Raw genomic sequence first — 22,534 nt, forward strand, 5'->3', positions numbered from 1 at the left:
GCCGAAGACCAGCATCAACCGCCGCGCTGTATCTGCTCCAGTATCTGGCTGTCAGTGATGTCCATATCGTCCAGCAACAGGAACATCTTGCTCAGCACCTCGGCCATTTTTCGGTCGGTGTCGGCGAACGGCAGGTAGAACGCCTCGGCACTGGCGACAACGGGCACGATGCACAGGTAGTTGCCGGGTTCGATATGGATGGCTGCGCTGCCCAAATGAATTCGGTAGCTGGCGCGCTGGCCGGTGACGTGCAGGAAATGCCCTTCACATTTGACGTTTTGCAACCCGAGCCCCTGGATCAATTCGCCGACCAGTTCGGCGCGTCGTTGCAAGGTTTCGTTGCTGGTGGCGTAGCTGTCCGCAGCGTAGGCCACGGAGACCAGCAAGTCGGCATCGCGCATGACTTCCGAGAACAGCAGCGGCGGTACTTGCTCAAGCGGGATCGCTTTCCGGTCGCGGTGGAACGCAATCGTGTCGAAGGTGAAGTGTTCCGTTTCGGAGAGGTAGTGACCGGTATCGAGAAAGTTGAACAGGGCGTAAATGCCATGCTCTTTGCTCTCGTAATAGATGTCCTCGACGCTTGAGGTCGACCAATTGCGGACCTGCAGCAACCGGGCGGCTACTTTGCCTTTGAGGCGGTGGCCGGCAAATCGGTTGGACCACAGAGCGGTCTCTCGCTCAGCCGGTGTCAGCAGGTACAACTCGCGAAAGGCTTGTTTGAATGGCTGCACGCGGCGATGGGTCACGACTTCTTTCTGCCAGGCCGACAGTTGTCCTGCCGTGAACAGGTGAAAAGGGTGAGCAATACGCAGGTGCTTCTCGGCCACGTGTCGCCGGCCTTCGAGGTCAGTCACGGTCAGCGTTGCGGCATCGAGCCAACCCAACGCGGCGTCGTCGACCTGCACGATAAGCTGTTCGAGCAGCAGGCGAACCGCAGGCATTTTCAGCAGCGGCTTCAGCTCCGCCAACGCCAGGGTTTCGCCGCTGCTCATCATTGTTTCCAGGGTTCTGCAGAAGCGTGCGATCTGTTCCTTGAGCTGGGTCTGCTGCGTTTTGAGGGCGATGAAGTCTGCGTGTTTGCGAATTGCAGGCGGTGCGGTCTTGAGGGGCTTTGCGGCTTTGCAGATGTGCAATGCCGGCGACAAGCCGTCGATGACGATCGTGACGTCATAGCCATCGATGGTGGCAGCCGTCAGGGCGGATTCGGCGATCTCCGATTCCATGGCCCATTCCAGGCGAATCGCCGAGGGGTAACCCGCGACACGCGCCAGGTTTTCCAATCCCGCCTGCACCGCTGCGTGGGAGTTGGCCTGTCGTTGAGCGCCGTATTTACGCACCTCTTTGTGCAGTTTTTTCAACGTCAGATAGCGCTGGCGTACATCATCCGAATCCATGACGGGCAGCACGCCATAGATGCGCATGGCCGGCTGTGCATGGCGGGCCAGTTTCTTTTCCAAGGCCGGTCGACCGATGCCTCGGTACGCGTCGAGCAGTACACGCGTCTCGGGAAACGCCCAGTGCGAATGCTCGAGTGCCACGAGGTAGTCGCGCAAATGCTCCGGGTCCGCCTCGGCCAGCGCCTTGTCCAGCAGGTAGCGGTCCACCACGCCCACCGTTTCATCAAGCGTATTGGGCAGGTCGGTACCCCATCCGGACCGAGGTGCCAGGGCAATGCTCAAATACTCGCGCTGAAAGGCTTGCAGATCACTCCAACCGAGCGCGTCGAGCACCACGCGGCTGGCATGTCCTGCATAGGGCAGGGCGGTCAGCAGGGTATTTCTGGAAAAGCCGGTCAGCGCGGCGAGCAGTGCTGCCGATTGGTCCTCGGGCAACTCCTGAAGGAGCAGGAAACGTTCGAGCACCGCGGCCGTATCGCCGAAACGGTCGAAAAAGCCATCGGGCGTCGCGCCCAATCGTTCGATGACCGCCAGGGCCTGCAGCATCCATCGGGTGTCATACACCTCTACCGAACGGAAGGTGTCAGCCAGCTTCGCGGCGTTATCGGGCAATCCAGCCAAGGCTTCCTCGACATAACGAACGGTGAAGCTTGCCAGTTCGGGGTGCACGGGTGTGGGTGCCTCATCAAGGACATCATCATTCTGGAACGACTCATCATCGACGTCCTCGTCTTCGGGACCCTCATCGCTTGAGTCCTCCTCACCGAATGCTTCGTGGGTGTACCGATCCGGGTCCACATCATCGCTGTCCAACCCGGCGTCGCCTGCGTAGAACATCATGGCGCTGCCCCAGGTGTTGGCGCCCCGGACGAAGCGGGGGTAATCGAGGCGGCCTGCTTCCACCAAGCCCAAGGCGATGCGCTTGATTTCCCGGTGCACGTAGATATAGGCGTCAGCGATTTTCCGTTGTTCTTCCCCAGGCGCTGAAGGGGGCTGCTCGCGATTCCAGCTGCCATCCAGCAACCATCCGGCGAAGGTCTGCCAGGTTGGGGTGGACGGGTAGTTGCTCAAGCGATGGATACAGGCTTGGACGTCAGGCAAGGCCCAGGCCTGGTCCGGGCTTCTGCGGTAATAGGCGGGGTCATCTTCGTCAGTGGGTAATGGGTAGTCACTGTCTTCGAGGGCAAATTGCAGCATGTGCTGCAACCGCGCGCCAATCTGCTCTAGCGCATAGGTGTCCGGGTGGGCGGTGATCCAGGCATCGCAGATTCGATATTGCAGGCCGTAGCGTTGCTGATCGCGAAGGTCCTCCAGGTCGTCCCAAACGGTCGGGAACACAAAACCGTCAGCCAGCGCTTCGGGTCCATCCTCGGGATACTGCCTGACCCAGTCCTCGGCGATGCGCAGAACGCCGATGCCGTCCCAGAAACCGGGTGCGAATTGGTCATAGGGGCTGAGCTCGGGATACTCATCCAGCGCTCTGTCGCAGAATACTCGCAATGCAGCGAGGCGCGTGGCTTGTTCGGGCAGAGGACGGCGTGATTGCATGTGGGTATCCGAGGGAGCGAGCGACGAGGATCAACCGCCAATCAGTGGCAGCAGGCGGATAAACGCGAGCGTGGATGGCGCGCCCAATTCAATCGACTCATCGAGCCTCTGGAGCATGACGCCGTTATGCAGAATGCGAAACGCACGGGTTTCAAAACCCTTCAAGGCTCGCTCGGCTTCAACGCCAACATCCAGGTCCAGGGACGCGCTGGCGTGAGGCATGGCTACCGCCCCTTCGCTGGCTTGTTGAAGAATGTCCCGCTCGCTCAAGTATTGGCGGTCGAGCACTTCACGCACCGACACTTGTTGCAGCGAGTGCTGAGCCAACAATGCGGCGATCTGCTCGGCAACGGCCAGGCGAATCAACTCGGCGACCGTCAAGGTCAACGAGGACGGAGTCAGGGTGACAGGAGGCAGCAGAGGCTCCTGGCGTGCGCCTTTCAGGCAATAGCTATGAACTACGAACTCCATGATGCATTCCTCGTAAGCCAGACCAGCCTAAAACCTGTGCCTTGGACTATTTCCACGTTTCCTTCAGGACCGAGCGAAACAATTCCGACAGCAGCGGCTCGACTTCCTTACGTTCGCTGCGGGTCGGCTTGATGGCTTCAAGCCGATGCAGTTCACGCTCGACGAATGTCTGAATAGGCATGATTTGCGGTGAAAGCCCCATTTCTGGTGAGGCGCGCTTGATCGCAAGCAAGTCATCGATCGCCCGATGCAGTTCTGGTTCGCCGTCGATGACTTGGCGCAACGTGTCGAACTCGATGGGGGCCGGTGTATCGAACCGCTCCAGCCACCGTACGGAGAGCAAGGGTCGCAGCACGTAGAAATACTTCTTCAGCGGTACTTCCGGTGCCTGCAAATACCCACGGAAATTGGTTTTCGCCATGCTGCGATAATGGTAGATGCCGCTTTCAACCGAGTACACCTGCGGTAGCAACGCTTTGGCACGTTCGTGGAAGGAGCCGCAATGCTCGTAGACGATGGTGGATTGCACCCACTCGACAAACCCTGGATTCGACTTCCAGAACAGCCTCAATGCCTTGCGCAGATCCCAGCCATTGATGTCCATGTCGTCGACAATCGGGTACTCGATAACGTCGCGCTGTTCCTCAAGGCCGACCGAGAGATACCAGTCAGGTTTATGGACGTAGATGAAGCGCGCGTCATAGTCGCTATTGGGCGATGCGAAGCCCCATGCGCGGCTGCCTGACTCAACGGCGAGCAGGACCTTGACCTCATGTTCATCCTCGGCGCGGCGCAGACGGCTTCGAACTTCTTCCTGGACAGCTACGCAAACCATGACCCCACTCCAATCCAATTAATTTCAATACTGGGACTGCACCGCAGCGTTGTAACGCATCCGCAATTCGTCATACCCGGCCCGTGCGGCAGCAAGATCCTGGTTCAGTTCTGCGGCGTCGGCCCCGGCCCCCCAGTGTTGTTGCAGGCGCTCAACGGCGGTAAGCCATTCCTTGGCTGCCAGACTGATTTTGCTCCACACGGGCGGGTTGCCGTTAGCCGATCGCAGGCGCGGCAGGGCTTGCACGAAGGCTTCGGTGTCTGTCCAGTGAGCCGTCAGCGAATGTTGCAGGGCGAGCAGTTGTTGCGGCGTCAGCGGGGCGCCTTCAGTCATGGCGTCCAAGGCGTTGATGGTCTGACGGGCCTGGATCATGAAGCGCAGCGTGTACCAATGTTGGTCCTGTCCCAGGTGCTTTTCGATGGACGCCAACTGTTGTTCACGCACCTTTAGCTGCGGCTGTTCCAATGCTTGGCGCAACGGTATCGCCTGGTCACGAGCGTCCTGCAAATGCAGGGTCAGGTCGCGGTCCAGCTTATCGAGTTGGTCAGGCTGAGGCTGATCGCGATGATTCGCCAGCCACAGTTCGGCGATCCGGGCGTTCGGGCGCAGGTTGTCATAGGCCTTGATGTAGTTCGCCGCGAGGGCTTGCAGACTGCCGGGCTCACCAATACTGAACCCATGCTTGCAGGGTGATGGCTGAGCACCCTGAGGCCGGATGAACTCCTCGGCGTCGATGCCCGACCCCATGCCGAAGCCGACGAAACCCATTTTGCGAATCCATTCGTCCTCCGGCAAGGCCCGGCGGGCACGGTAGTCGACATAACGCTGCTCGAATAGCTCCGCTCCGTCCACCAGGCAGGTACTTATCTCCTGAACTTCGTCCCAATGCACGCGGTTTTCCTTATCCTCGTCCGACGGCCCGGCCAGGCGCTGAACCAGCCAAGTCATCGTCAGTAGCACGACAACTGCAGTGATGAAAGCGCGGGTGCTGATCATGGTTGATTGGCCTGAGGTTTCTTGAAAGCTTGCCACTCGGTTGCAGACAGTACCGAAGGGCATGGCGAAGCGGTGGACTGTCGGGCGGCACAAATGCGCTGTGGCCAGACCTGGAGGCCTTCATTCTTGCTGACATACGTGCTCTTGGCCCAGGTATTCCCCAACAAGACCATGGGCACTAGCATGCCCAGGAAAAGGCCAATAAGCACGTCGCCGGGCACCTGGTCATAGAGTCGGGCCAGGAAAGACTTGCCGCGATCGAAGGGCGTCCGGCGGCTCAAGGCTCCCAGCACACCGAGCGTCCCAAAGAAGGTCGCCGCCCCGGCAACACCGCCGGCTAAGTAAATGAGGCCGCCCAGCAGCCCGACCCAGAGGATCTCGCGGATCGGCATCGGAGTGGGGCGCCGCAGACTCAGCCAGCGACCGTAATGGTCATTTATCCAATGGTCCAGGCGCCAGGCTTTGCGGCTCAGTTTCTTGCACACTGCGTGAAGTGCCCAACCGACGACACCGAGCAACAGGGCGCGAAGCAACATATCGACTACGCTGGTGTAGAACGAGCCACCGAGCCGATATTCAAAGAGCCAGCTCATGCAGATCGAAGTGCCGAGTATGGCCAGTGGCACGGCCAGGACCGGCGGCTGCCGACGCAACGGGCGCCAATTGTCCGGCCCCAGCTGTGGCCTCTCGTTCAGCAGTTGTGGATAGCGAAGCTGAACGGTGCGATACAGCGCCTCGCAGGCATCCCAGTCCGTAGCACTGAAGGTCATGCTCAAACGCACCCGGGCGTCTTCATCGTGTGATCCAAACAGCATTCGCGCGGCCTGGGACTCGCTGCTGTCGAAGAGCTGAGTGAGACGAGCCTGCTGCGCCAGGAAGATGGCGCAGTGGCTGCGCGCCAGGAGTTGGCTCCACCAGGGTTCGGGACAAGGTGTGTACTGGCCGGTCTGCTTCCAACCTTGCTGCTCGCAAATGTCATCGAACAATGTTTGCGACCACTGCGGCGCCTGCAGCAGCGCCATGGCCAGACATCGGTTCAGCCATTGCCGGGCGTCCAGGGTCTGTAGCCAGGGACTGGTGTCGAGCTGGCGGGCGACATCGAGAAAGCGTCGGTCATCGTGCCAGGCCCCAGTCAGGCGAGACCATGCCAGATCCATGAGCCTGCCGCGCAGCTGCTCGGTGGCGGCGGCGGGCAAGTCCTCGCGTTGCCAAAGGGTCAGCCAATGCAACTGCTCAACGGCTGCTTCAGCCAGGTCGTAGCTATCCTCTTGCGCCAGGCAAAGCTCCAGCAGGCCTTGTTCGAACTCACGCTCGCAGCCATAAAGGCGCGCCTGCACCAGACGGTCGTGGAGATTGGCGGCGCTTACCGCTTCCAGGCACTGCGTCGCCACGCGCTGGCTCGGTGGAGGCGTTGTCGGCGCTGACTGCGGGGCCGGAAAATCCACGAGGGGCAGCTTGGCAGGGGTGGGCTGATCTTCGTCGACTACGACTTCCGGCTGCCAGTCGGCCCATTCCAATGCCTGTTCGTAAGCTTCGCGCAGGCGCTGGAAACCCACTGGATCTTCGTCCGGGCGAAGCTGCTTGAGCAAGCTTGCATATTGGCGCTTGATACTGCGCTTGTCGGCATCTTCCGGCAGTCCGAGTACAACCCAGCAGGTCATCGTCAGACACCTTCTTCCAAGCTGTCGAGCTGGGCGCTGATCTGCATCCGCAGTGCCCGGATGTCATGCAATTCCTGGGTTTCGAGCATCTGGCCGAAGCGGGTCGCCAACTCATCGATTCGTTGGCGCAGCTCACCGCGGCTTTCCTGGTAGAGACGTTCCAGCCGGGCGATCAGCAAGGTGTTGGGTTGTTCGTTGCGTGGGTGGATCTTCAGCGTTTCCAAGGCCTTGAGACGCCGGCCGATTTCTTCGCTATCCAGCACGCCGGCGTTATTGGCGATCACCAGGTTGCGCCGTTCACCGGTCTGGACGGTCTGCGCATCGGTCTCCAGCAGACCGTTGGTGTCGTAAGTGAAGCGCACATCGATCCCCACCTCTCCGGCAGCCATGGGCGGCACGGGAATTTCCAATTCGCCCAAGAGAATGTTTTCAGTGACCCGACGGCTTTCGCCTTGATAGACCTTCAGCAGCACGACCTTTTGCTGGTCCTGAAGTGTGAAGACGCGCTTGACCTTGCTCACGGGCACCACGCAGTTGCGTTCGATGATCGGCAGGTAATGCCCGCTTTCGAGCTTGCCGCCAAACTCAACCGCAATTTCGATGCCCAGGGAGTACGGGCAGACATCGGTGAGCACGATTTCTTCAAGTGCCGCGTCGCGGCTTTTCAGGCCTGCCTGCACCGCTGCGCCCAACGCCACGGCTTCATCGGGGTTGAGCTGGATAGAGGGAAAGCGTCCGAACAGGCTGGCGGCCAGTTTGCGTACCAACGGCATGCGGGTGGTGCCGCCCACCAGCAACACTTCGTCCAGCTCGCCGGCGCGGATGCGGGCATCTCGCAACGCGGTCTCGATAGGGGCTCGAAGACGGCTGAACAGGGGCGCATAAAGGTCGGTCAGGCTGGCCTGGGTGTATTCGCGACGCCATTCGCGCTCGCCCTGGCGTATTGCGAACGTTGCGCTTGACTCCTGGCCCAGGGATTTGCGCACGCGTTCAGCTTCACGGCGCAGCCGGCCGTAGAGCTGTGGGTCTCCAAGGGCCAGCGGCGCCTCGTTGTTGCCTGCCTGTGCGGCAACGAAATCCTGGACCAGCAGCGTGTCGAAATCTTCTCCGCCAAGGAAGTTGTCGCCAGCACTGGCGCGCACTTCCATGATCCCTTCGAACAGCTCCAGGATCGACACGTCGAACGTCCCGCCGCCAAGGTCGAATATCAGGAAAGTGCTGGCAGTGTCTCGCCGGTGCAAGCCATAGGCGAGTGCGGCCGCGGTGGGTTCATTGATCAGTCGCTCGACCTTGAATCCGGCCAGCTCGCCGGCGATTCGCGTGGCCTTGCGCTGGGCATCGCTGAAATAGGCGGGAACGCTGATGATGGCCTCTTCCACCGGTTCGCCGAAATGCCGCTCGGCATCCTCGCGCAAGCTGCGTAGCACCATGGCCGAGAGCTCCTCGGCCCGGAACTGCTGGTTGCCCAAGGTGGTGAGACGGGCGCTGCCCATGTAGCGCTTGAAAAGCGAGGCGGTGAGTCGGGGGTGCGTTTGCAAGCGCTCCAGGGCCGTGCGGCCCACCATGACGCGGCCTTCATCGTCCAGGCCGACCACGCTCGGTGTCAGCCACTCGCCCAACGCGTTGGGCACCAGTTGCGCCGCGCCGTCGCGCCATGCTGCGATAAGGCTATGGGTGGTGCCCAGGTCAATGCCGACAATCATGTCCGTTGGAACTCCTTGAGTCGTTGCGCCGCGATGGGCTATCGGCGAGCCGGTCAGTTTATCAGGCCTGTATCGGCGAATGACTGAAAAACCTTGAAGACGAATCACGTTGACGCTTGAATCCGGTTTTCAATCAAGGCGGGGGATAGCCCGGGCGAGATTTTCCCGTGCCTGCTGCTCGAATGCCTCGAAATACAAGGGGGTCGTGTAGATACGCTCACGCGCCAGGAAACGCTCCAGAACCTGGCGCCGCTTCTGACGGTACATAGGCAGGGGCACGTATTGGTATTCAAGGCGGATTTGCCGGTCGTATTCCTCAAACCGCTCGAAGGAGGCCCCCAGGATCGCCAGGTCAGTATCCACCAGCACCGCCTCGTCTGCCGTCGCTGGGGCACCGTCGTGCCGTGTCACCATGACCAGGTCGTAAAGCCTGCGTCGTGTTTCCTCGTCCAGTCCGTTATCCCGTGCCACGTCGTCCAACCACTGTGCACTGCGCAGCTCGTTGTCGGTGCGAAGGGGGTCGTAGATCGCGTCATGAAACCATAGCGCGAGGTCAACTTCGGCGGGTGCCTGGCAAGCGGCATTGACGCGTCGCCGTACGTGGAGGCACTCCGCTAGATGCTGGCGGTTGTGATAAGCGCGGTGTGGCTCGCAATAGTGTCGAATGAGTTCTTCAAACGTCTCTAGCGGTGCGTGCCTGACGCCGAGATCCGCCCAGACCCGAGTCCAGGCGGCAAGGCTCACGTCGTCGGACGCTGCGTCGTGATCGCTCCCATCTGGCAGCTCCGTCATGATTGTTCCTCTGCGTCAATTCTTTAAGCAACTGAAAGCCATCGCTGCATGTGGCGGAGATTCTCGCAATCGTTCCGTCATTGGCAAGTTCTGCAGTTCATTGGGGGCGAGGGCTTTGAGTCGGGCCAGGAATGGGACGCGCCTATCTCGGACCCCGCCGGGTCGTGCGTCCGGCCGGTATGCGAGTTTAGATCGATTATTTCTTACGGTTATTTATATAGCGTTGGATGGCATACCCATGACCGGGAAATCGACGCTGTCGTTTACTTACTGTCTGCAATGAGAGCGAAAGACGTGCAATAACAGAAGGCTTGGCGCGCGTCACTCCGGTAAGCCTGCTTGAACGTTCATTCCTGCTGTTCGATCGCCATCTTGTCGGGCCCGGGCCAATCCTTAGAATCCGCCCCCATCAGCTTGTCCGACTCTCGAACCTACAGGGAACACCACCATGATGAACGCCATGCAGATGCCAATGCCGATGAACGCCAACATGCCGATGATGCCGATGATGGGCATGCCGATGATGATGGCGACCATGACCTGCGAAATGATGGATGACGGCATGATGTGCAAGATGATGCCCGCTGCCGGCATGGACATGGCCATGTTCAAGAACAGCGCCGACATGATGCAGATGATGATGAACTGCGGCATGCCGATGATGATGCACTGCGGCAACATGAGCATGATGTGCATGTCCCCGGTGAGCACGGCCATGCCGATGGCGAGCATGATGATGCCAATGCCGATGATGGGCATGCCGATGCCGTCGATGAAGTGCGTGATGGAAAGCACGGTGATGGCGGACTGCATGATGTGCAAAGTCATGCCGATGGCCGGCATGAACATGGACATGATGAAAAACTGCTGCGCGTTGATGATGAAGATGATGGGCGACTGCAGCATGCCGATGATGATGAGCTGCAATGGCATGCCGATGATGTGCTGCACCTGCTGATGACAACCGGGCTGGTTCGCTCTCGACGCGGGCACGATCCATTGTGGCGAGGGAGCTTGCTCCCGCTCGGCTCTGAAGGAGCTGGCGAAGCCTGCGATCTTTTGATCTTTCGCTTGGGATTCGAGTGTCATTGGAAAGATCGCAGCCTCGCTTCGCTCGGCAGCTCCTACAAGCGCGGCCCAGCGGGAGCAAGCTCCCTCGCCACGGGTTTGTCGAGTGCCTTGAACAGCATCTAGGCGTTAATGCCGGGCTTTTTGCATGTTCGTCTTCAGTCCAGGCGTTCCGGATAGGTGACCACCAGGTACGCCACTGCTTCACTGTCGGCCGGGTTGCGATATCGGTGTGGCTGGTCGGCGTAGAACAGAATCGAATCACCCGTGGAAAGCAGGTAGCGCTCGTCGTTGACACTGATCTCCAACACACCCTGGGACACCACCAGGTTCTCCTGCACGCCAGGCCCGTGCCCTTCGGACTGGTCCTCGCCCAAGGGGCCCAGGCGCAGTTCGTAGAATTCCGATTGGCGTGCCACGTCGAACGGGAACAGGGCGCGACTGACGAAGGCACCACTGGCGCTGACCAGGCGTTTGCTCTGGCTGACCGACAGCACCGCCACGCCTTCGAACGCACGGTGTTCGAGGAATGCGGCGACCGATACCTTCAAACCCTTGGCGATTTTGCACAGCACCTTGATCGACGGCACGCTGCGTCCGGATTCGATCTGGGCCAGCATGGCCCGGCTAACCCCGCACTGGCGGGCAAGGGCGTCGAGGGACAAGTGTCGCTTGCCGCGCAGGCGTTGCAAGTTTTGCGCGACCCGTTCGCAGATCGGATCCTCATCCAAGGCTTCCAGATTGTTCAGATCCACTTCGGGTTCGTCGGTGCTCGCCAAAAAGCGCGAGGGTTCCTGGGCGCTCACGCCTGGTACGTCGCGGTCGACTGGGATGCCTGGACCCACTGGAACGCCTGGTAACCGGCATTACGCGCGTACATTTCCCACATGGCCCGGGCCCGTTGCTGGGCCTGCTTGCGTTTGCGGAATTGGACGCAATCGATAACGTTGTCAGTCGGTTTCATAAGGCACTTCACTGTCGTGACCAATGGGACGGGATGAGCTGAGAGTACGTGGTTATGTTTATAACCATAAATACTGATTATTTATTTGTTAATACTTTTAAATGCTTAGCGAAGCGCCCTGATTAAATTACGTGAGCCCGGTGCAACTCAGTCAGCGCCAATGCCTTGAGCCTGGCCAGCAACGGGTCACGCCGATCGCGTGGGTGCGGCAGTTGCACCGCCAGTTCCTGGCGAATGCGGCTGGGGCGATTGTCCATGACCAGGACCCGGTCGCTCAGGTACAGCGCCTCGTCGACATCGTGCGTTACCAGCAGCAGGGCGATAGCGTGACGCTCGGCCAGTTGCAGCAACAGGTCTTGCAGTTTCATCCGGGTGAAAGCGTCCACGGCGCTGAAGGGCTCGTCCAGCAGCAGCACCCGCGGCCGCGAATACAGGCCGCGGGCAATCGCCACCCGTTGCGCCATGCCACCGGACAACGCCTTGGGCAAGGCGTCGGCAAAGTCGCTGAGGCCAACTTCTTCGATCAACTGCGCGACCCAGGCTTTGTCATAGCGGTCATCGTCGCTGAAGCCGATGTTCTGTTGCACCGTCAGCCAGGGCATCAACCGCGGTTCCTGGAACACAAAGGCCAACTGTTCGGTGTGGCTGAGCAGTTGCCCTTCGAACTCTTTTTCCAGGCCGGCAACGATGCGCAGCAAGGTGCTTTTGCCGCAGCCGCTGGGGCCCAGCAGGCTCACGGTTTCCCGAGGCTGCAGTTGCAGGTGGATGTCGTTGAGCACGGTGGTGGTCGCGAAGCTCTTGCGCGCCACGTGAATGTCCAGCAGGGCTTGGGGCATGGCTCAGTCCTCGGTGCCGTTGAAAGTGTCGCGCCAGGCCAGGAAGCGTTTCTCCAGGCCGGCGAGGAGGCCGTCGCTGAGCTTTCCCAGCACGGCGAGCACGATGATCGCCGCCAGCACGATGTCCGGGCGCGAGGTTTCGCGACCATCGCTGAGCAGATAGCCCAGGCCTTTGGTCGCGGCGATCAGTTCGGCGGCCACGAGGAACATCCAGGCCAGGCTCATGCCGCTGCGCAACCCGGTGAACAGGCCGGGCAGGGCGGCAGGCAGGAGAATCCGCCGCACCAGGCGGCGACGGCTGAAACCATACATGTGGCCGACTTCCACCAGCTTGCGGTCGATGTTGCGAATCGCCGCCACGCCATTGAGGTACACCGGAAAGAACGCGCCGATGGCGATCAGCACCACTTTGGAGGTTTCGTCGATGCCCAGCCACAGCAGGAGCAACGGCACCCAGGCCAGGCTGGGGATCGAGCGCAGGCCCGCGAAGGTCGGTTCCAGGTAGGCTTCGGCTTCCCGACTCAGGCCAACCCAGGCGGCGAAGACCAACGCCAGGCTGGCACCGATGGCAAAGCCCAGTAGCACGCGCAGCAGGCTGGCGCTGATGTGCTTCCACAGGGCGCCTTCGGCCAGTTCGCCAAGGGTCAGGGCGATCTCGCTGGGGGCCGGCATCTGGTAGGCGGGCAGCCAACCGATGCGCACGATGATCTCCAGCAACACGATGATCAGCACCGGCAGGGCCAATCCCTTGAGGCGCAGTCGCCAGCGATCGGAATCGAACAGCGGCGTTCTGTCCGCTGGGGACAGGGCCAGGTGTGGGTTGGAGAGGTCTTTGCTGTTGCTGCTCATGGCGATTCTCCGGCAATGCCGAATCCGCGCCAGGCGCGGATCGGTTGTCGCCTGGGCTAGGGGTTATTGACGGGCGACGGCTTGCTGGCGGCCGGTGTCGAGCAGTTGATCGATCACCTGGTCGACGTTCACCCCGCGCCGTACCAATTCCTCGGAGACCAGGATCGGAGCGGCCGCCTTGGAAGCCAACACATCCTTGGCACTCAGCTGCGGGCTGCCCAGGTCGGTGCGTGACAGTTGCAGCTTGGCAACCTCCAGCGGCAGCCCGGATTCGTCGGCCAGCAGTTTGGCCAGTTCTTGCGGATGCTCCACCGACCACGTCCGGGCCTGTTCGTAGGCGGCGATCACGGTGTCGATGGTCTGCGGATGCTCTTGGGCGTATTTCTCCGTGACGCTGACCACGCCGTAGCTGTTGAAAGCGGAATTGCGATACAGCAGGCGCGATCCGGCCTGGACTTCGCTGGCGGCCATGTGCGGATCGAGACCGGCCCAGGCGTCGACGTCACCTTTTTCCAGTGCGGTGCGCCCGTCCGGATGCTGCAGGTGCACCAGTTCCACATCGTCTTTCTTCAGCCCGGCTTGTTGCAGGCTGCGCAGGGTGAACAGGTAGGGATCGGTGCCCTTGGTGGCGGCGATCTTCTTGCCCTTGAGGTCGGCGATCGTCTGGTAGGGCGAATCCTTGCGCACCACCAGCGCTGTCCATTCGGCGCGGCTGTAGACATACACCGACTTGATCGGGCTGCCATTGGCTCGGCTCAACACCGCGGCGAGGCTGGCGGACGATGCGAAGTCGACGCCGCCGCTGTTGAGGTATTCCAGCGAACGATTGCTGCCCTGGCTCAAGACCCAGCTCACCTTGGTCTGGGGCAGGGCTTTTTCCAGGTAACCGAAGTGCTTGAGCACCAGGCTGACCGGCGAGTAATAGGCGTAGTCCAGGTGCACTTCGGCCGGAGGACTTTCGGCGGCCTGGACCATGGACGGCACGGCCAGCGCCAGGGCGCAGGCGCTGATCAGCTGTCTAGCGTGGGCCAGGGAGAAACGGAGGGCGAGTTTCATGGAAAGCTCCAGACAAGGCGGTGAGAAAGCAATGTTCTTATTTCCGAAAGATCGGACGGCGAGAAAAATCGCGTCTTAAAGGAATAATGCAGGCTCTGTGCCACAGCCTCGAAAGGACGGCCAACGGGCACTGGCAATGCGCAAGGCATCAGAGGAAATGTTGATCGGCGAACAGTCTGTTGCGGTGCTGTTGCCCCATGAACACTGGCTGAATTATGACTATGAGCTTATGCGCTAAAAGAATTTCTAAAGGAATTGATAGGAGCGCTATGTTCTAAAAAATCATCCAGGAAATGCTGTCATGACGTTCACCCGATCCCTGCGTCGTTTGCTTTTCAGCACATTGTTCGCCACCCCTTTGGCCCAGGCTGGCGAGCCGCTGGTGCTGCACGTCGGCGACCAGAACTACTACAACGTCAGGGCTTCGGTGGAGGCCTCGGGCGTGCTGGAAGGCGCCCCTTATCGTGTCGACTGGAAACACTTCCAAGCCGCTGCGCCCCTGGCCGAGGCGCTGAATACCGGTGACCTGGACCTGGGTTTCCTCGGCGACTCGGGCTTTCTGTTCCTGGCTGCCAAACAGGCACCGGTGAAGCTGATCGGTGTCTCGCGGCAGAACCCGGACACCATTGCGCTACTGGTGCCCAAGGACTCGCCGGTCAAGACCATCGCCGACCTCAAGGGCAAGAAGATCGCCTATTGGCCCGGCGCCTGGAGCCAGCAACTGACGCTGCGCGCCTTGGAGCAGGCCGGCTTGCCCGACAACCACGTCGAGTTCATCAAGCTGATGCCCATCGATGCGGCCGCCGCCTTGCCCCAGGGCAGCATCGACGCCTTTCCGGTGTGGGAACCCTACATCTCGCAACAGATCCTGTTCTCCGGCGCCCGGCCGATCCTGACGGCGAAGAACCTGATGCCCGGCCTCAGCGCCATTGCCGCCTCGACGCCGGCCATCGACAACAAGCGCGAAGCCATCGCCGACTTCCTCGGTCGCGTGAAGCAGGCCCGCGCCTGGGTCGACAACCATACCGATCAATACGCCGACCTCTGGGCGAAGAAAGCCAATCTGGACCAGGACGTTTCGCGCCATTGGTTGCGCCAGGCCCACATGAATGTCGGTCCGGTAGACCCGCAGGCCGCCGCCGACCTGCAGAGCACGGCGGACTTCCTGTTCAAGGTCAAGGCCCTGCCGGCTCCGTTGGCCACTGCTGGAATTATCGACACGTCTTTCAGCCAAGCCTTCAGTCATTGACCACCCGGACTTTCAATCCGGTTCCGAGGACGCCTTGGCTGGAGCCTCGCCCTGGCGATCCATGGCCTTGAGCTGCTCAAGCAATACCGCTCGCAGCTCCGGCGGGCGTACGGGTTTGGCCAGCACCGAGACATTCATGTTTTGCAGGGACTGGCGGATCCGCTCGATGTCGTGTCCGGTGATCACCAGCGCCGGGACTTCCCAGCCGCGTTGGGCGCGTATCGCGGCGATGCACTCGGCACCGGAGACCTTGGTGCCCAGGTCAAAGTCGGCGATCACGATGTCGCAGTCGCTGGACAAGCCTTCGCCGTCACTGTGACCTTGCACATCGCAACCCCACTTCTCGAGCAGCGCGGACGTCGCCATCAGGACGTTGGCGTCGTCTTCCACCAGGCACACCCGTAATCCGTTCAAGCGGTCACGGGCACCGGAGACCCTGGGCGCCGAGGCGCGGGGTGCCGCTTGCTCCAGGCCGCTGATCGCCACCTTGGTGCCTTGGCCGACTGTCGAGCGGATGTGGATGTCGACATTGAGCAACTGGCTGATGCGCTTGACGATGGACAGGCCGAGGCCAAGCCCCTCGACGTCTTTGTCGCGGACATGGCGCACGCGATAAAACTCCTTGAATACCTCAGGAAGATGCTCACTGGCGATGCCGCGTCCCTTGTCGTAGATCACCACGGCCAGGCCCTTGCCCTGGCGCCGCACGCCGATCAATACCGGTTGCCCCGGCGCATATTTGAGGGCGTTGGACAACAGGTTCTGGACCATGGTGGTCAGCATTCCTGGATTGACGTTGACCCAATAGGGACAGGCGCGCAGGCGTAGCTCGACGCCGGCCCAGCGCGCGGCCTCGGTGTTCTGCTTGACGACGTCTTGCAGCAAGGCGCCCAAGTGGACAGTGTCAGCCTGCGGTGCCCACTTGCCGTGATCCAGGGTGTAAATGTCGAGGATCGAGCGGAACAGTTGCGACACGGTGTGCAGCGAGCGGTCGATGTTGTCCACCAGCCGCAGCTCCTCCAGGCCCAGTCTGGCGTCCCTCAGGCACGCGGTGAACAGGCCAATGGAATGGATCGGCTGGCGCAAGTCATGGCTCGCCTGTGCCAGGAATCGCGATTTCTCCTGGTTGGCGGCAATCGCCTCTTCGGAGGCGATGCGTGTGCGTTTGAGCAGGATGTGCGCATAGGCCGGCACCACGATGGTCGTGACGATCAGCATCAGGAACATGTAGGGCTGCGTGTGCCAGAAGGGGTTGAGCCAGAAAATCAGCACCAAGGTCGACAGTGCAATGACCGTTGCCAGGGCTAGGTAGCGCGAGCCGAAGCGCATGCCATTGCCCAGGGTGACCCAGAGCAGCGCTGCATAGATCGGCAACGCGCCTTCGCCCCCCAGCACCATGGCGAACGCAATACCGGTGTAGTCATGCAACATGGCGAAAAGACGCCGCCAGAAGAAATGCCCTGGCCAGCGCTTGATTGCCATGCGCAGGAACACCGAGGCGAAGATGAACGTGACGATGTAGATGATGATGGGGGCGTAACGCGTGGCGGCGTCCGGATCGAGGCCGACCAGCACGACGATATACAACAGCGCGCAGGCGCTGACGGTCAGGCGCAGGGTGGCCTGGTCAAGTTCACTGTTCTTCTCCATTGGCTTTCGAACTCCATGAGCCGCTGCTGACCTGGGCAAGCGTAGCGGCTCCCTCTGCATGGACAGCCGAGTCGGGAGACTCCTGCGGGTTTTTCCAACGAGCAGGCCACTGTTTGCCACCGAACAGCTGATCAACATCTCTATGGATGAACCAGCACCCTTGCTGGCTGGGAAAATATCTAACTGATTGAAATCTAAAGGACAATTTTCTTGGCATGAATCGTGTTGATAGAACAGTAAAGAGCACCGGGACTGGGTGCTGAATCTATCGAGCAGGAGTTTCCATGCCACGTGAAATTCGTTTGAATGCCTTCGAGATGAACTGCGTCGGTCATCAGTCTCCGGGGCTCTGGCGACACCCCAAGGACCGGGCCTGGCAGTACAAGGACCTCGATTACTGGACCGACTTGGCCAAGTTGCTGGAGCGCGGCAAGTTCGACGGTATCTTCATCGCTGATGTCATCGGTATTTACGATGTGCTCGGCGGCAATGGCGACGCCGCCATCCGCCAGGCGACCCAAGTCCCGGTCAATGACCCACTGGCGTTGATCACGCCGATGGCCTTGGTGACCGAGCACCTGGGCTTCGGCCTGACTGCCTCGTTGACCTTCGAACATCCCTATCCCTTTGCCCGTCGCCTGTCCACGTTGGACCACCTGACCAAGGGGCGGATCGGTTGGAACATCGTCACGTCCTACCTCGACAGCGGGGCGCGCAATCTCGGGCAGAAGGCGCTCAGCGATCACGATGCGCGCTATGACTACGCCGACGAATACCTCGAGGTGCTCTACAAACTGTTCGAAGGCAGTTGGGAGGAGGGCGCGGTGGTGCGCGACCGGGAGCGCGGCATCTTCAGCGACCCGAGCAAAGTCCACGAGATCCGTCATCAGGGCAAGCATTTCCAGGTCCCGGGCATCCATCTTTGCGAGCCGTCGCCGCAGCGCACGCCGGTGCTCTATCAAGCGGGGGCATCGAGTCGCGGCAAGGACTTTGCTGCCGGGCATGCGGAGTGCGTATTCGTCGCGGCGCCGTCCAAGGTCATCCTGAAAAAGACCGTGGCCGATATCCGCCGGCGTGCCGCCGAGGCCGGGCGCGATCCGCGCAAAGTGCTGATCTTCAACTTGCAAACGGTGATTGTCGACGAGGCCGACGCCCAGGCGCAGGCCAAGTGGCAGGAGCTGAAATCCTACAGCAGCTACGAGGGCGCGCTGGCGCTGATTTCCGGTTGGACCGGCATCGACTTCGGTCAGTACCGACCCGACCAGGTGCTCAAGCACATCCATACCAACGCCATCCAGTCGGCCGTGGAGACATTCTCGACCGCCGACCCGGACAAGCAGTGGACCGTCCAGGAACTGGCCGATTGGGTCGGCATCGGTGGCTTCGGCCCGTTGATCGTCGGCAGTGCACAAACCGTCGCCGACGAGTTGCAGGCCTGGGTCGAGGAAACCGATGTGGACGGCTTCAACCTGGCTTATGTGCTGGCCCATGAAACCTTCCGCGATGTGGTTGACCTGCTGGTGCCCGAGCTGCAACAGCGCGGCGCGTACAAGACCGAATACCGCCCCGGCACCCTGCGCGACAAGCTGTTCGGTGACGGCCCGCGCTTGCCCGCCAGCCACCCGGGTGCCGGTTATCGGGACTTGAGTCGACTGGGCCAGCGCACCCGTGTCGCCGAGCCGGCCCTGGTGGATGAGGAGTAAGCGCATGAGCCTCTTCGAACTCAATGCACCACTGCCTGAAAGCGTGACGGACAAAGCCTTGGTCGCCTTGCAACGTTGGGCCAGGGAGCGACCGACGCAGATTGCCTTGCGTCATCGACGCCTCGGCGTGTGGAAGGCCTGGCGATGGATCGATGTGCAACGCGAGGTCGAGCGTGTCTGCGATGGCCTGCGCCAGCAGGGTTTTGTCCCGGGGGCGCGGTTGGCGCTGAGCGGCGCCTTCGAGCCGAGCCTGCTGATCCTGGCATTGGCGGCGCGCCAGTTGGATGGGCACAGCGTGGTGATCGACCGCGACAGTCAGGGTGAGGATCTGCGACGCCAGTTGCGTTTGATCCGTCCGGCGTTCGCCTTTGTCCAGCGCCGCGAAAGCGTGTCGCACTGGTTGCAATGCGGCCTGGATGAAGATTGGTCGCTGCGCTTGTATTCAGCCCAGGCCAACGCGGTGCGTCGCGGCTTGTGGCAGGTGCAATCGCTGTCGGTGCTGTTCGTCGCCGAGGCGCCGACAGCGCAGCGCCAGGGCTGGGCCCAGGTTGCCGACGACGCGGTGGTGTGGATCGATGAAGGCACCGAATGGCGTGATGGACTGGCGCACCTGTTCCGTCGCTGGCTGGAGGGCGGCGAAGGCCTGGCCTTTCCGGAAACCCGAGAATCGGCCAGCCGCGATCGCCGCGAGATCGCCCCGACGGCGTTGCTGCTGTCCGCTGCGCGAGTGGAGTCGCTGGCGGCGGAAATAGAAGCCCGTCTGCCGACCCCGGACAGTTGGCGCCGACGATTGTGCGAATGGACCCTGGATGATCCGCGCCGTGGTCTGCGTCGCTGGCTCAAGGCGCGGGTGCGGCACCTGCTCGGTTTCCAGCGACTGCGCCGGATCGAGGTGCCGAGCGCGCCCGCAGGTGCCGTGCGGCAAGGCCCGGCGTGGTTGCGCGAATACCTGGAGCGAGCGGCATGAGTGCGCTGTTGGAGGTGCGCAATGTATCGCTGTCGTTCAGCGGCGTGAAAGCGATTTCCGATCTTTCGTTCAGCGTCAGGCTTGGCGAGATCTGCGCCTTGATCGGGCCGAACGGCGCGGGCAAGAGTTCGTTGCTGAACATCCTCAACGGGGTCTACCGGGCCGATGCCGGCCAGTTGTTCTTCGCCGCCGAACCGTTGCACCGTCCGCATCCGCTGAAGGCGGCGCGGCTCGGTATCGGCCGGACATTCCAGAACAATGCGCTGTTCAAGAAAATGAGCGTGGTGGACAACCTGCTCACCGGCCTGTCGCGCTTCCAGCGCACGTTTTTCCTCGAACAGGCCCTGGGCCTGCCGCGAGCCCGGCGCGAGGCGCGGGCGTTCGCCGAGCGGGCCGAGCAGGTGCTGGAATTCCTCGAGTTGCAGGCCTGGCGCGACGTCGCCGTGGGCAGCCTCGCCTATGGCCTGCAGAAACGCGTGGAGCTGGGCAGGGCGCTGATCGCGCAACCGACCCTGCTGTTGCTCGACGAACCGATGGCCGGCATGAACGCTGAGGAGAAACAGGAGATGAGCCGTTTCATCGCCGATATCAATCGCGACCTGGGTACTACGGTGATTCTCATCGAACACGACATCCAGGTGGTCATGGGCCTCTCCAGTCATGTGGTGGTGCTGGACTACGGACGCAAGGTCGGTGACGGCACGCCCGCTGAAGTCCAGGCCAACCCCGATGTGATCGCCGCTTACCTGGGGGTTTCGCACGCATGAATTTCTTTTTGGAAACCCTGGTCGGCGGACTGTTGGCTGGCACCCTGTATTCCCTGGTGGCCATCGGTTTCGTGCTGATCTACAAGGCCAGCGGCGTGTTCAATTTCGCCCAGGGCGCCATGCTGCTGTTCGCCGCGCTGACCTTCGTCAGCTTGCGCGAGCAGGGTTTTTCTTTCGCCCTGGCGTTGGTCCTGACGGTGTTGGTGATGATTGTCGGCGCGTTGTTGATCGAGCGGCTGGTGCTGCGTCCGCTGGTCAACCGTTCGCAGATCACCCTGTTCATGGCCACCCTTGGCCTGTCGTTCATCATCGAAGGCCTCGCCCAAGGGCTGATGGGCGCCCAGGTACGTGCGCTGGACCTGGGTATCGAGGACGTCCCGCTGTTCGTGGGCGAGATCATGGTCAGCCAGTTCGACCTGATCGCCGCCGGCGTGTCGGGGCTGACGGTGGCGGTGCTGGCCTTGCTGTTCAGCAAGACCCGCATCGGTGTCGCCCTGCGCGCCGTGGCCGACGACACCCGTGCGGCACTGTCGCTGGGCATCAACCTCAACCGCATCTGGCAGATCGTCTGGGCTGTGGCCGGGGTGGTCGGCCTGGTCGCCGGGTTGCTCTGGGGCGCGCGGCAAGGTGTGCAGTTCTCGTTGTCGCTGGTGGTGCTCAAGGCGTTGCCGGTGCTGATCATCGGCGGCTTCACCTCGATTGGCGGCGCCATCGTCGGCGGGCTGATCGTCGGGGCGGCCGAGAACCTCGCCGAGGCTTACATTGGCCCACTGGTCGGCGGCGGGATCACGCCCTGGTTCGCCTATTTCCTCGCCTTGATTTTCCTTTACATCCGTCCGGCCGGCCTGTTCGGCGACCGGATCATTGAACGGGTATGACGCCATGACTGCTATTGTTCCGCGCCTCACTGCCAGCTTCGACGAGGCGCCCCTGACCCTGGTGCGTCGACGTTGGCGGCCGGGCCTGCTGTTGCTGCTGTCGGTGGCGTTTGTCGGGTTGCCGTGGCTGGGCAGCGACTATTGGCTCAACGCAATCCTGATTCCCTTCCTGGTGCTGTCGCTGGCGGGCCTGGGGCTGAACCTGTTGACGGGCTACACCGGCCAGACCTCGGTCGGCGCCGCCGGCTTCATGGCCGTGGGGGCGTTTGCCACCTACGGCCTGCTGTTGCGCGTGCCGGGCCTGCCGCTGCCACTGGCGCTGCTGGGCGGTGGGGTGATTGCCGGGGTGGTCGGGCTGCTGTTCGGCATTCCCAGCTCAAGGATCAAGGGCTTTTACCTGATGGTCACCACGCTGGCCTCACAGTTTTTTCTGGAGTGGGTGTTCGCCAAGTTCCCGTGGTTCTACAACTACGCTTCGTCCGGCACCATCAGCGCGCCGCGCCTGGAACTGTTCGGCCATAACCTGGCGACGCCGGTCGGCCGCTACCTGTTGACCCTCAGTTGCGTGGTGCTGTTGACCTGGGTGGCAGCCAATCTGGTGCGCAGCCAGGTCGGTCGCAACTGGATGGCGATCCGCGACATGGACACCGCTGCCGCCGTGATCGGGATTGCCGTGGAGCGCGACAAGCGCATGGCCTTCGCCGTCAGTTCGTTCTACCTGGGAATCGCCGGGGCGCTCTGGGCATTCGCTTACCTGGGAACAGCCAGCGCGGGCAGCTTCGACATCAACCGTTCGTTCCAGATTCTGTTCATCATCATTATCGGCGGCATGGGCAGCATTGCCGGCAGCTTCATCGGCGCGGCCTTCATCAGCCTCGTGCCGATCCTGCTCAGCCATGCCGGGCAATGGCTGTTCAACGGCAACGTCGACGCCGGGCAATTGCAGAACCTGCAGAAGGTGCTCTTCGGCGCCTTGATCATCGGGTTCCTGATCAAGGAACCGGAGGGGCTGGCGCGCCTGCTCGGCGACCTGCGCGAACGCATCAGGGTCTGGCCGCTGCGGTTCTGAGCGCCGACCTACAACCCAACGAACCTTGACCCTACCGAGGGAAAGGAGGTTTCCAACACCGCACAAGACCACATC

The 22,534-nt window shown here is 61.5% G+C and carries 20 protein-coding genes; 7 read left to right on the forward strand and 13 right to left on the reverse strand.

Annotated elements, in window-relative coordinates; all coding sequences use genetic code 11:
* Positions 1 to 14 precede the first annotated feature (14 nt).
* From Q7C33_RS07580 to Q7C33_RS07610, 7 genes are all read right to left on the reverse strand, one after another.
* Positions 15 to 2,945 (reverse strand): DUF4132 domain-containing protein, encoded by a 2,931-nt coding sequence (locus tag Q7C33_RS07580; RefSeq protein WP_407683109.1) that lies wholly within the window; start codon positions 2,943 to 2,945, stop codon positions 15 to 17.
* Positions 2,946 to 2,975: 30 nt separating this feature from the next.
* Positions 2,976 to 3,416, reverse strand: coding sequence for a hypothetical protein (locus tag Q7C33_RS07585; RefSeq protein WP_407683110.1), 441 nt, complete (start codon positions 3,414 to 3,416; stop codon positions 2,976 to 2,978).
* 46 nt (positions 3,417 to 3,462) lie between these two features.
* Positions 3,463 to 4,251: a nucleotidyltransferase domain-containing protein gene (locus tag Q7C33_RS07590; protein ID WP_217859758.1), complete on the reverse strand. Its 789-nt coding sequence runs from the start codon at positions 4,249 to 4,251 to the stop codon at positions 3,463 to 3,465.
* 24 nt (positions 4,252 to 4,275) lie between these two features.
* Entirely contained in the window at positions 4,276 to 5,247 is a 972-nt protein-coding gene (locus Q7C33_RS07595) for a DUF3829 domain-containing protein (protein ID WP_198795793.1), read from the reverse strand.
* The gene (locus Q7C33_RS07600) at positions 5,244 to 6,908 is read right to left on the reverse strand and encodes a J domain-containing protein (protein WP_198795794.1); all 1,665 of its coding nucleotides are present in this window, start codon (positions 6,906 to 6,908) and stop codon (positions 5,244 to 5,246) included. The genes Q7C33_RS07595 and Q7C33_RS07600 overlap by 4 nt, the downstream gene beginning before the upstream one ends.
* Before the next feature lie 2 nt (positions 6,909 to 6,910).
* On the reverse strand, positions 6,911 to 8,611 hold the full coding sequence (locus Q7C33_RS07605) for a molecular chaperone HscC (RefSeq protein WP_407683111.1): 1,701 nt from the start codon (positions 8,609 to 8,611) through the stop codon (positions 6,911 to 6,913).
* 129 nt (positions 8,612 to 8,740) lie between these two features.
* Positions 8,741 to 9,403 (reverse strand): HD domain-containing protein, encoded by a 663-nt coding sequence (locus Q7C33_RS07610; protein ID WP_198795796.1) that lies wholly within the window; start codon positions 9,401 to 9,403, stop codon positions 8,741 to 8,743.
* A gap of 448 nt (positions 9,404 to 9,851) precedes the next feature.
* Here Q7C33_RS07610 and Q7C33_RS07615 point away from each other — a divergent pair, with 448 nt between their 5' ends.
* Positions 9,852 to 10,361, forward strand: coding sequence for a hypothetical protein (locus Q7C33_RS07615; protein ID WP_236010238.1), 510 nt, complete (start codon positions 9,852 to 9,854; stop codon positions 10,359 to 10,361).
* Between the two features lie 268 nt (positions 10,362 to 10,629).
* Here the strand turns inward: Q7C33_RS07615 and Q7C33_RS07620 are convergent, their stop codons facing one another.
* The 5 genes from Q7C33_RS07620 to Q7C33_RS07640 form a co-directional block, all read right to left on the reverse strand.
* The gene (locus tag Q7C33_RS07620) at positions 10,630 to 11,220 is read right to left on the reverse strand and encodes a helix-turn-helix domain-containing protein (RefSeq protein WP_170866797.1); all 591 of its coding nucleotides are present in this window, start codon (positions 11,218 to 11,220) and stop codon (positions 10,630 to 10,632) included.
* A 53-nt stretch (positions 11,221 to 11,273) separates the two neighbouring features.
* Positions 11,274 to 11,435, reverse strand: a complete 162-nt coding sequence (locus Q7C33_RS07625) for a hypothetical protein (protein ID WP_198795798.1) — start codon at positions 11,433 to 11,435, stop codon at positions 11,274 to 11,276.
* A 122-nt stretch (positions 11,436 to 11,557) separates the two neighbouring features.
* The gene (locus Q7C33_RS07630) at positions 11,558 to 12,271 is read right to left on the reverse strand and encodes an ABC transporter ATP-binding protein (RefSeq protein WP_407683112.1); all 714 of its coding nucleotides are present in this window, start codon (positions 12,269 to 12,271) and stop codon (positions 11,558 to 11,560) included.
* Positions 12,272 to 12,274: 3 nt separating this feature from the next.
* Entirely contained in the window at positions 12,275 to 13,120 is an 846-nt protein-coding gene (locus Q7C33_RS07635) for an ABC transporter permease (RefSeq protein WP_198795800.1), read from the reverse strand.
* A 63-nt stretch (positions 13,121 to 13,183) separates the two neighbouring features.
* The gene (locus tag Q7C33_RS07640) at positions 13,184 to 14,176 is read right to left on the reverse strand and encodes an aliphatic sulfonate ABC transporter substrate-binding protein (protein ID WP_407683113.1); all 993 of its coding nucleotides are present in this window, start codon (positions 14,174 to 14,176) and stop codon (positions 13,184 to 13,186) included.
* A 301-nt stretch (positions 14,177 to 14,477) separates the two neighbouring features.
* Between Q7C33_RS07640 and Q7C33_RS07645 the strand changes: the two genes are divergently transcribed.
* On the forward strand, positions 14,478 to 15,425 hold the full coding sequence (locus tag Q7C33_RS07645) for an ABC transporter substrate-binding protein (RefSeq protein WP_323153866.1): 948 nt from the start codon (positions 14,478 to 14,480) through the stop codon (positions 15,423 to 15,425).
* A 12-nt stretch (positions 15,426 to 15,437) separates the two neighbouring features.
* Here Q7C33_RS07645 and Q7C33_RS07650 read toward each other — a convergent pair whose 3' ends face one another.
* Positions 15,438 to 17,075 carry an ATP-binding response regulator gene (locus Q7C33_RS07650; protein WP_407683114.1) on the reverse strand — a complete coding sequence of 546 codons (1,638 nt, stop codon included), beginning with the start codon at positions 17,073 to 17,075 and terminating at the stop codon, positions 15,438 to 15,440.
* Between the two features lie 284 nt (positions 17,076 to 17,359).
* On the opposite strand from Q7C33_RS07650, the gene Q7C33_RS07655 reads away from it, so the two are divergent.
* From Q7C33_RS07655 to Q7C33_RS07675, 5 genes are read left to right on the forward strand one after another with little or no spacing between them, the layout of a single operon-like run.
* Positions 17,360 to 18,778, forward strand: coding sequence for an LLM class flavin-dependent oxidoreductase (locus tag Q7C33_RS07655; protein ID WP_407683115.1), 1,419 nt, complete (start codon positions 17,360 to 17,362; stop codon positions 18,776 to 18,778).
* A 4-nt stretch (positions 18,779 to 18,782) separates the two neighbouring features.
* Positions 18,783 to 19,745: an AMP-binding protein gene (locus Q7C33_RS07660; protein ID WP_407683116.1), complete on the forward strand. Its 963-nt coding sequence runs from the start codon at positions 18,783 to 18,785 to the stop codon at positions 19,743 to 19,745.
* Positions 19,742 to 20,512, forward strand: a complete 771-nt coding sequence (locus Q7C33_RS07665) for an ABC transporter ATP-binding protein (RefSeq protein ID WP_407683117.1) — start codon at positions 19,742 to 19,744, stop codon at positions 20,510 to 20,512. Before Q7C33_RS07660 ends, Q7C33_RS07665 begins: the two co-directional genes overlap by 4 nt.
* On the forward strand, positions 20,509 to 21,390 hold the full coding sequence (locus Q7C33_RS07670) for a branched-chain amino acid ABC transporter permease (protein WP_407683118.1): 882 nt from the start codon (positions 20,509 to 20,511) through the stop codon (positions 21,388 to 21,390). The genes Q7C33_RS07665 and Q7C33_RS07670 overlap by 4 nt, the downstream gene beginning before the upstream one ends.
* A 4-nt stretch (positions 21,391 to 21,394) precedes the next feature.
* Positions 21,395 to 22,459: a branched-chain amino acid ABC transporter permease gene (locus Q7C33_RS07675; protein ID WP_407683119.1), complete on the forward strand. Its 1,065-nt coding sequence runs from the start codon at positions 21,395 to 21,397 to the stop codon at positions 22,457 to 22,459.
* Positions 22,460 to 22,534: the final 75 nt, after the last annotated feature.

Origin of the sequence: Pseudomonas sp. BP11-1-1, from assembly GCF_052112105.1 — a bacterium.
In the GTDB taxonomy this organism is placed as follows: Bacteria; Pseudomonadota; Gammaproteobacteria; order Pseudomonadales; family Pseudomonadaceae; genus Aquipseudomonas; species Aquipseudomonas alvandae.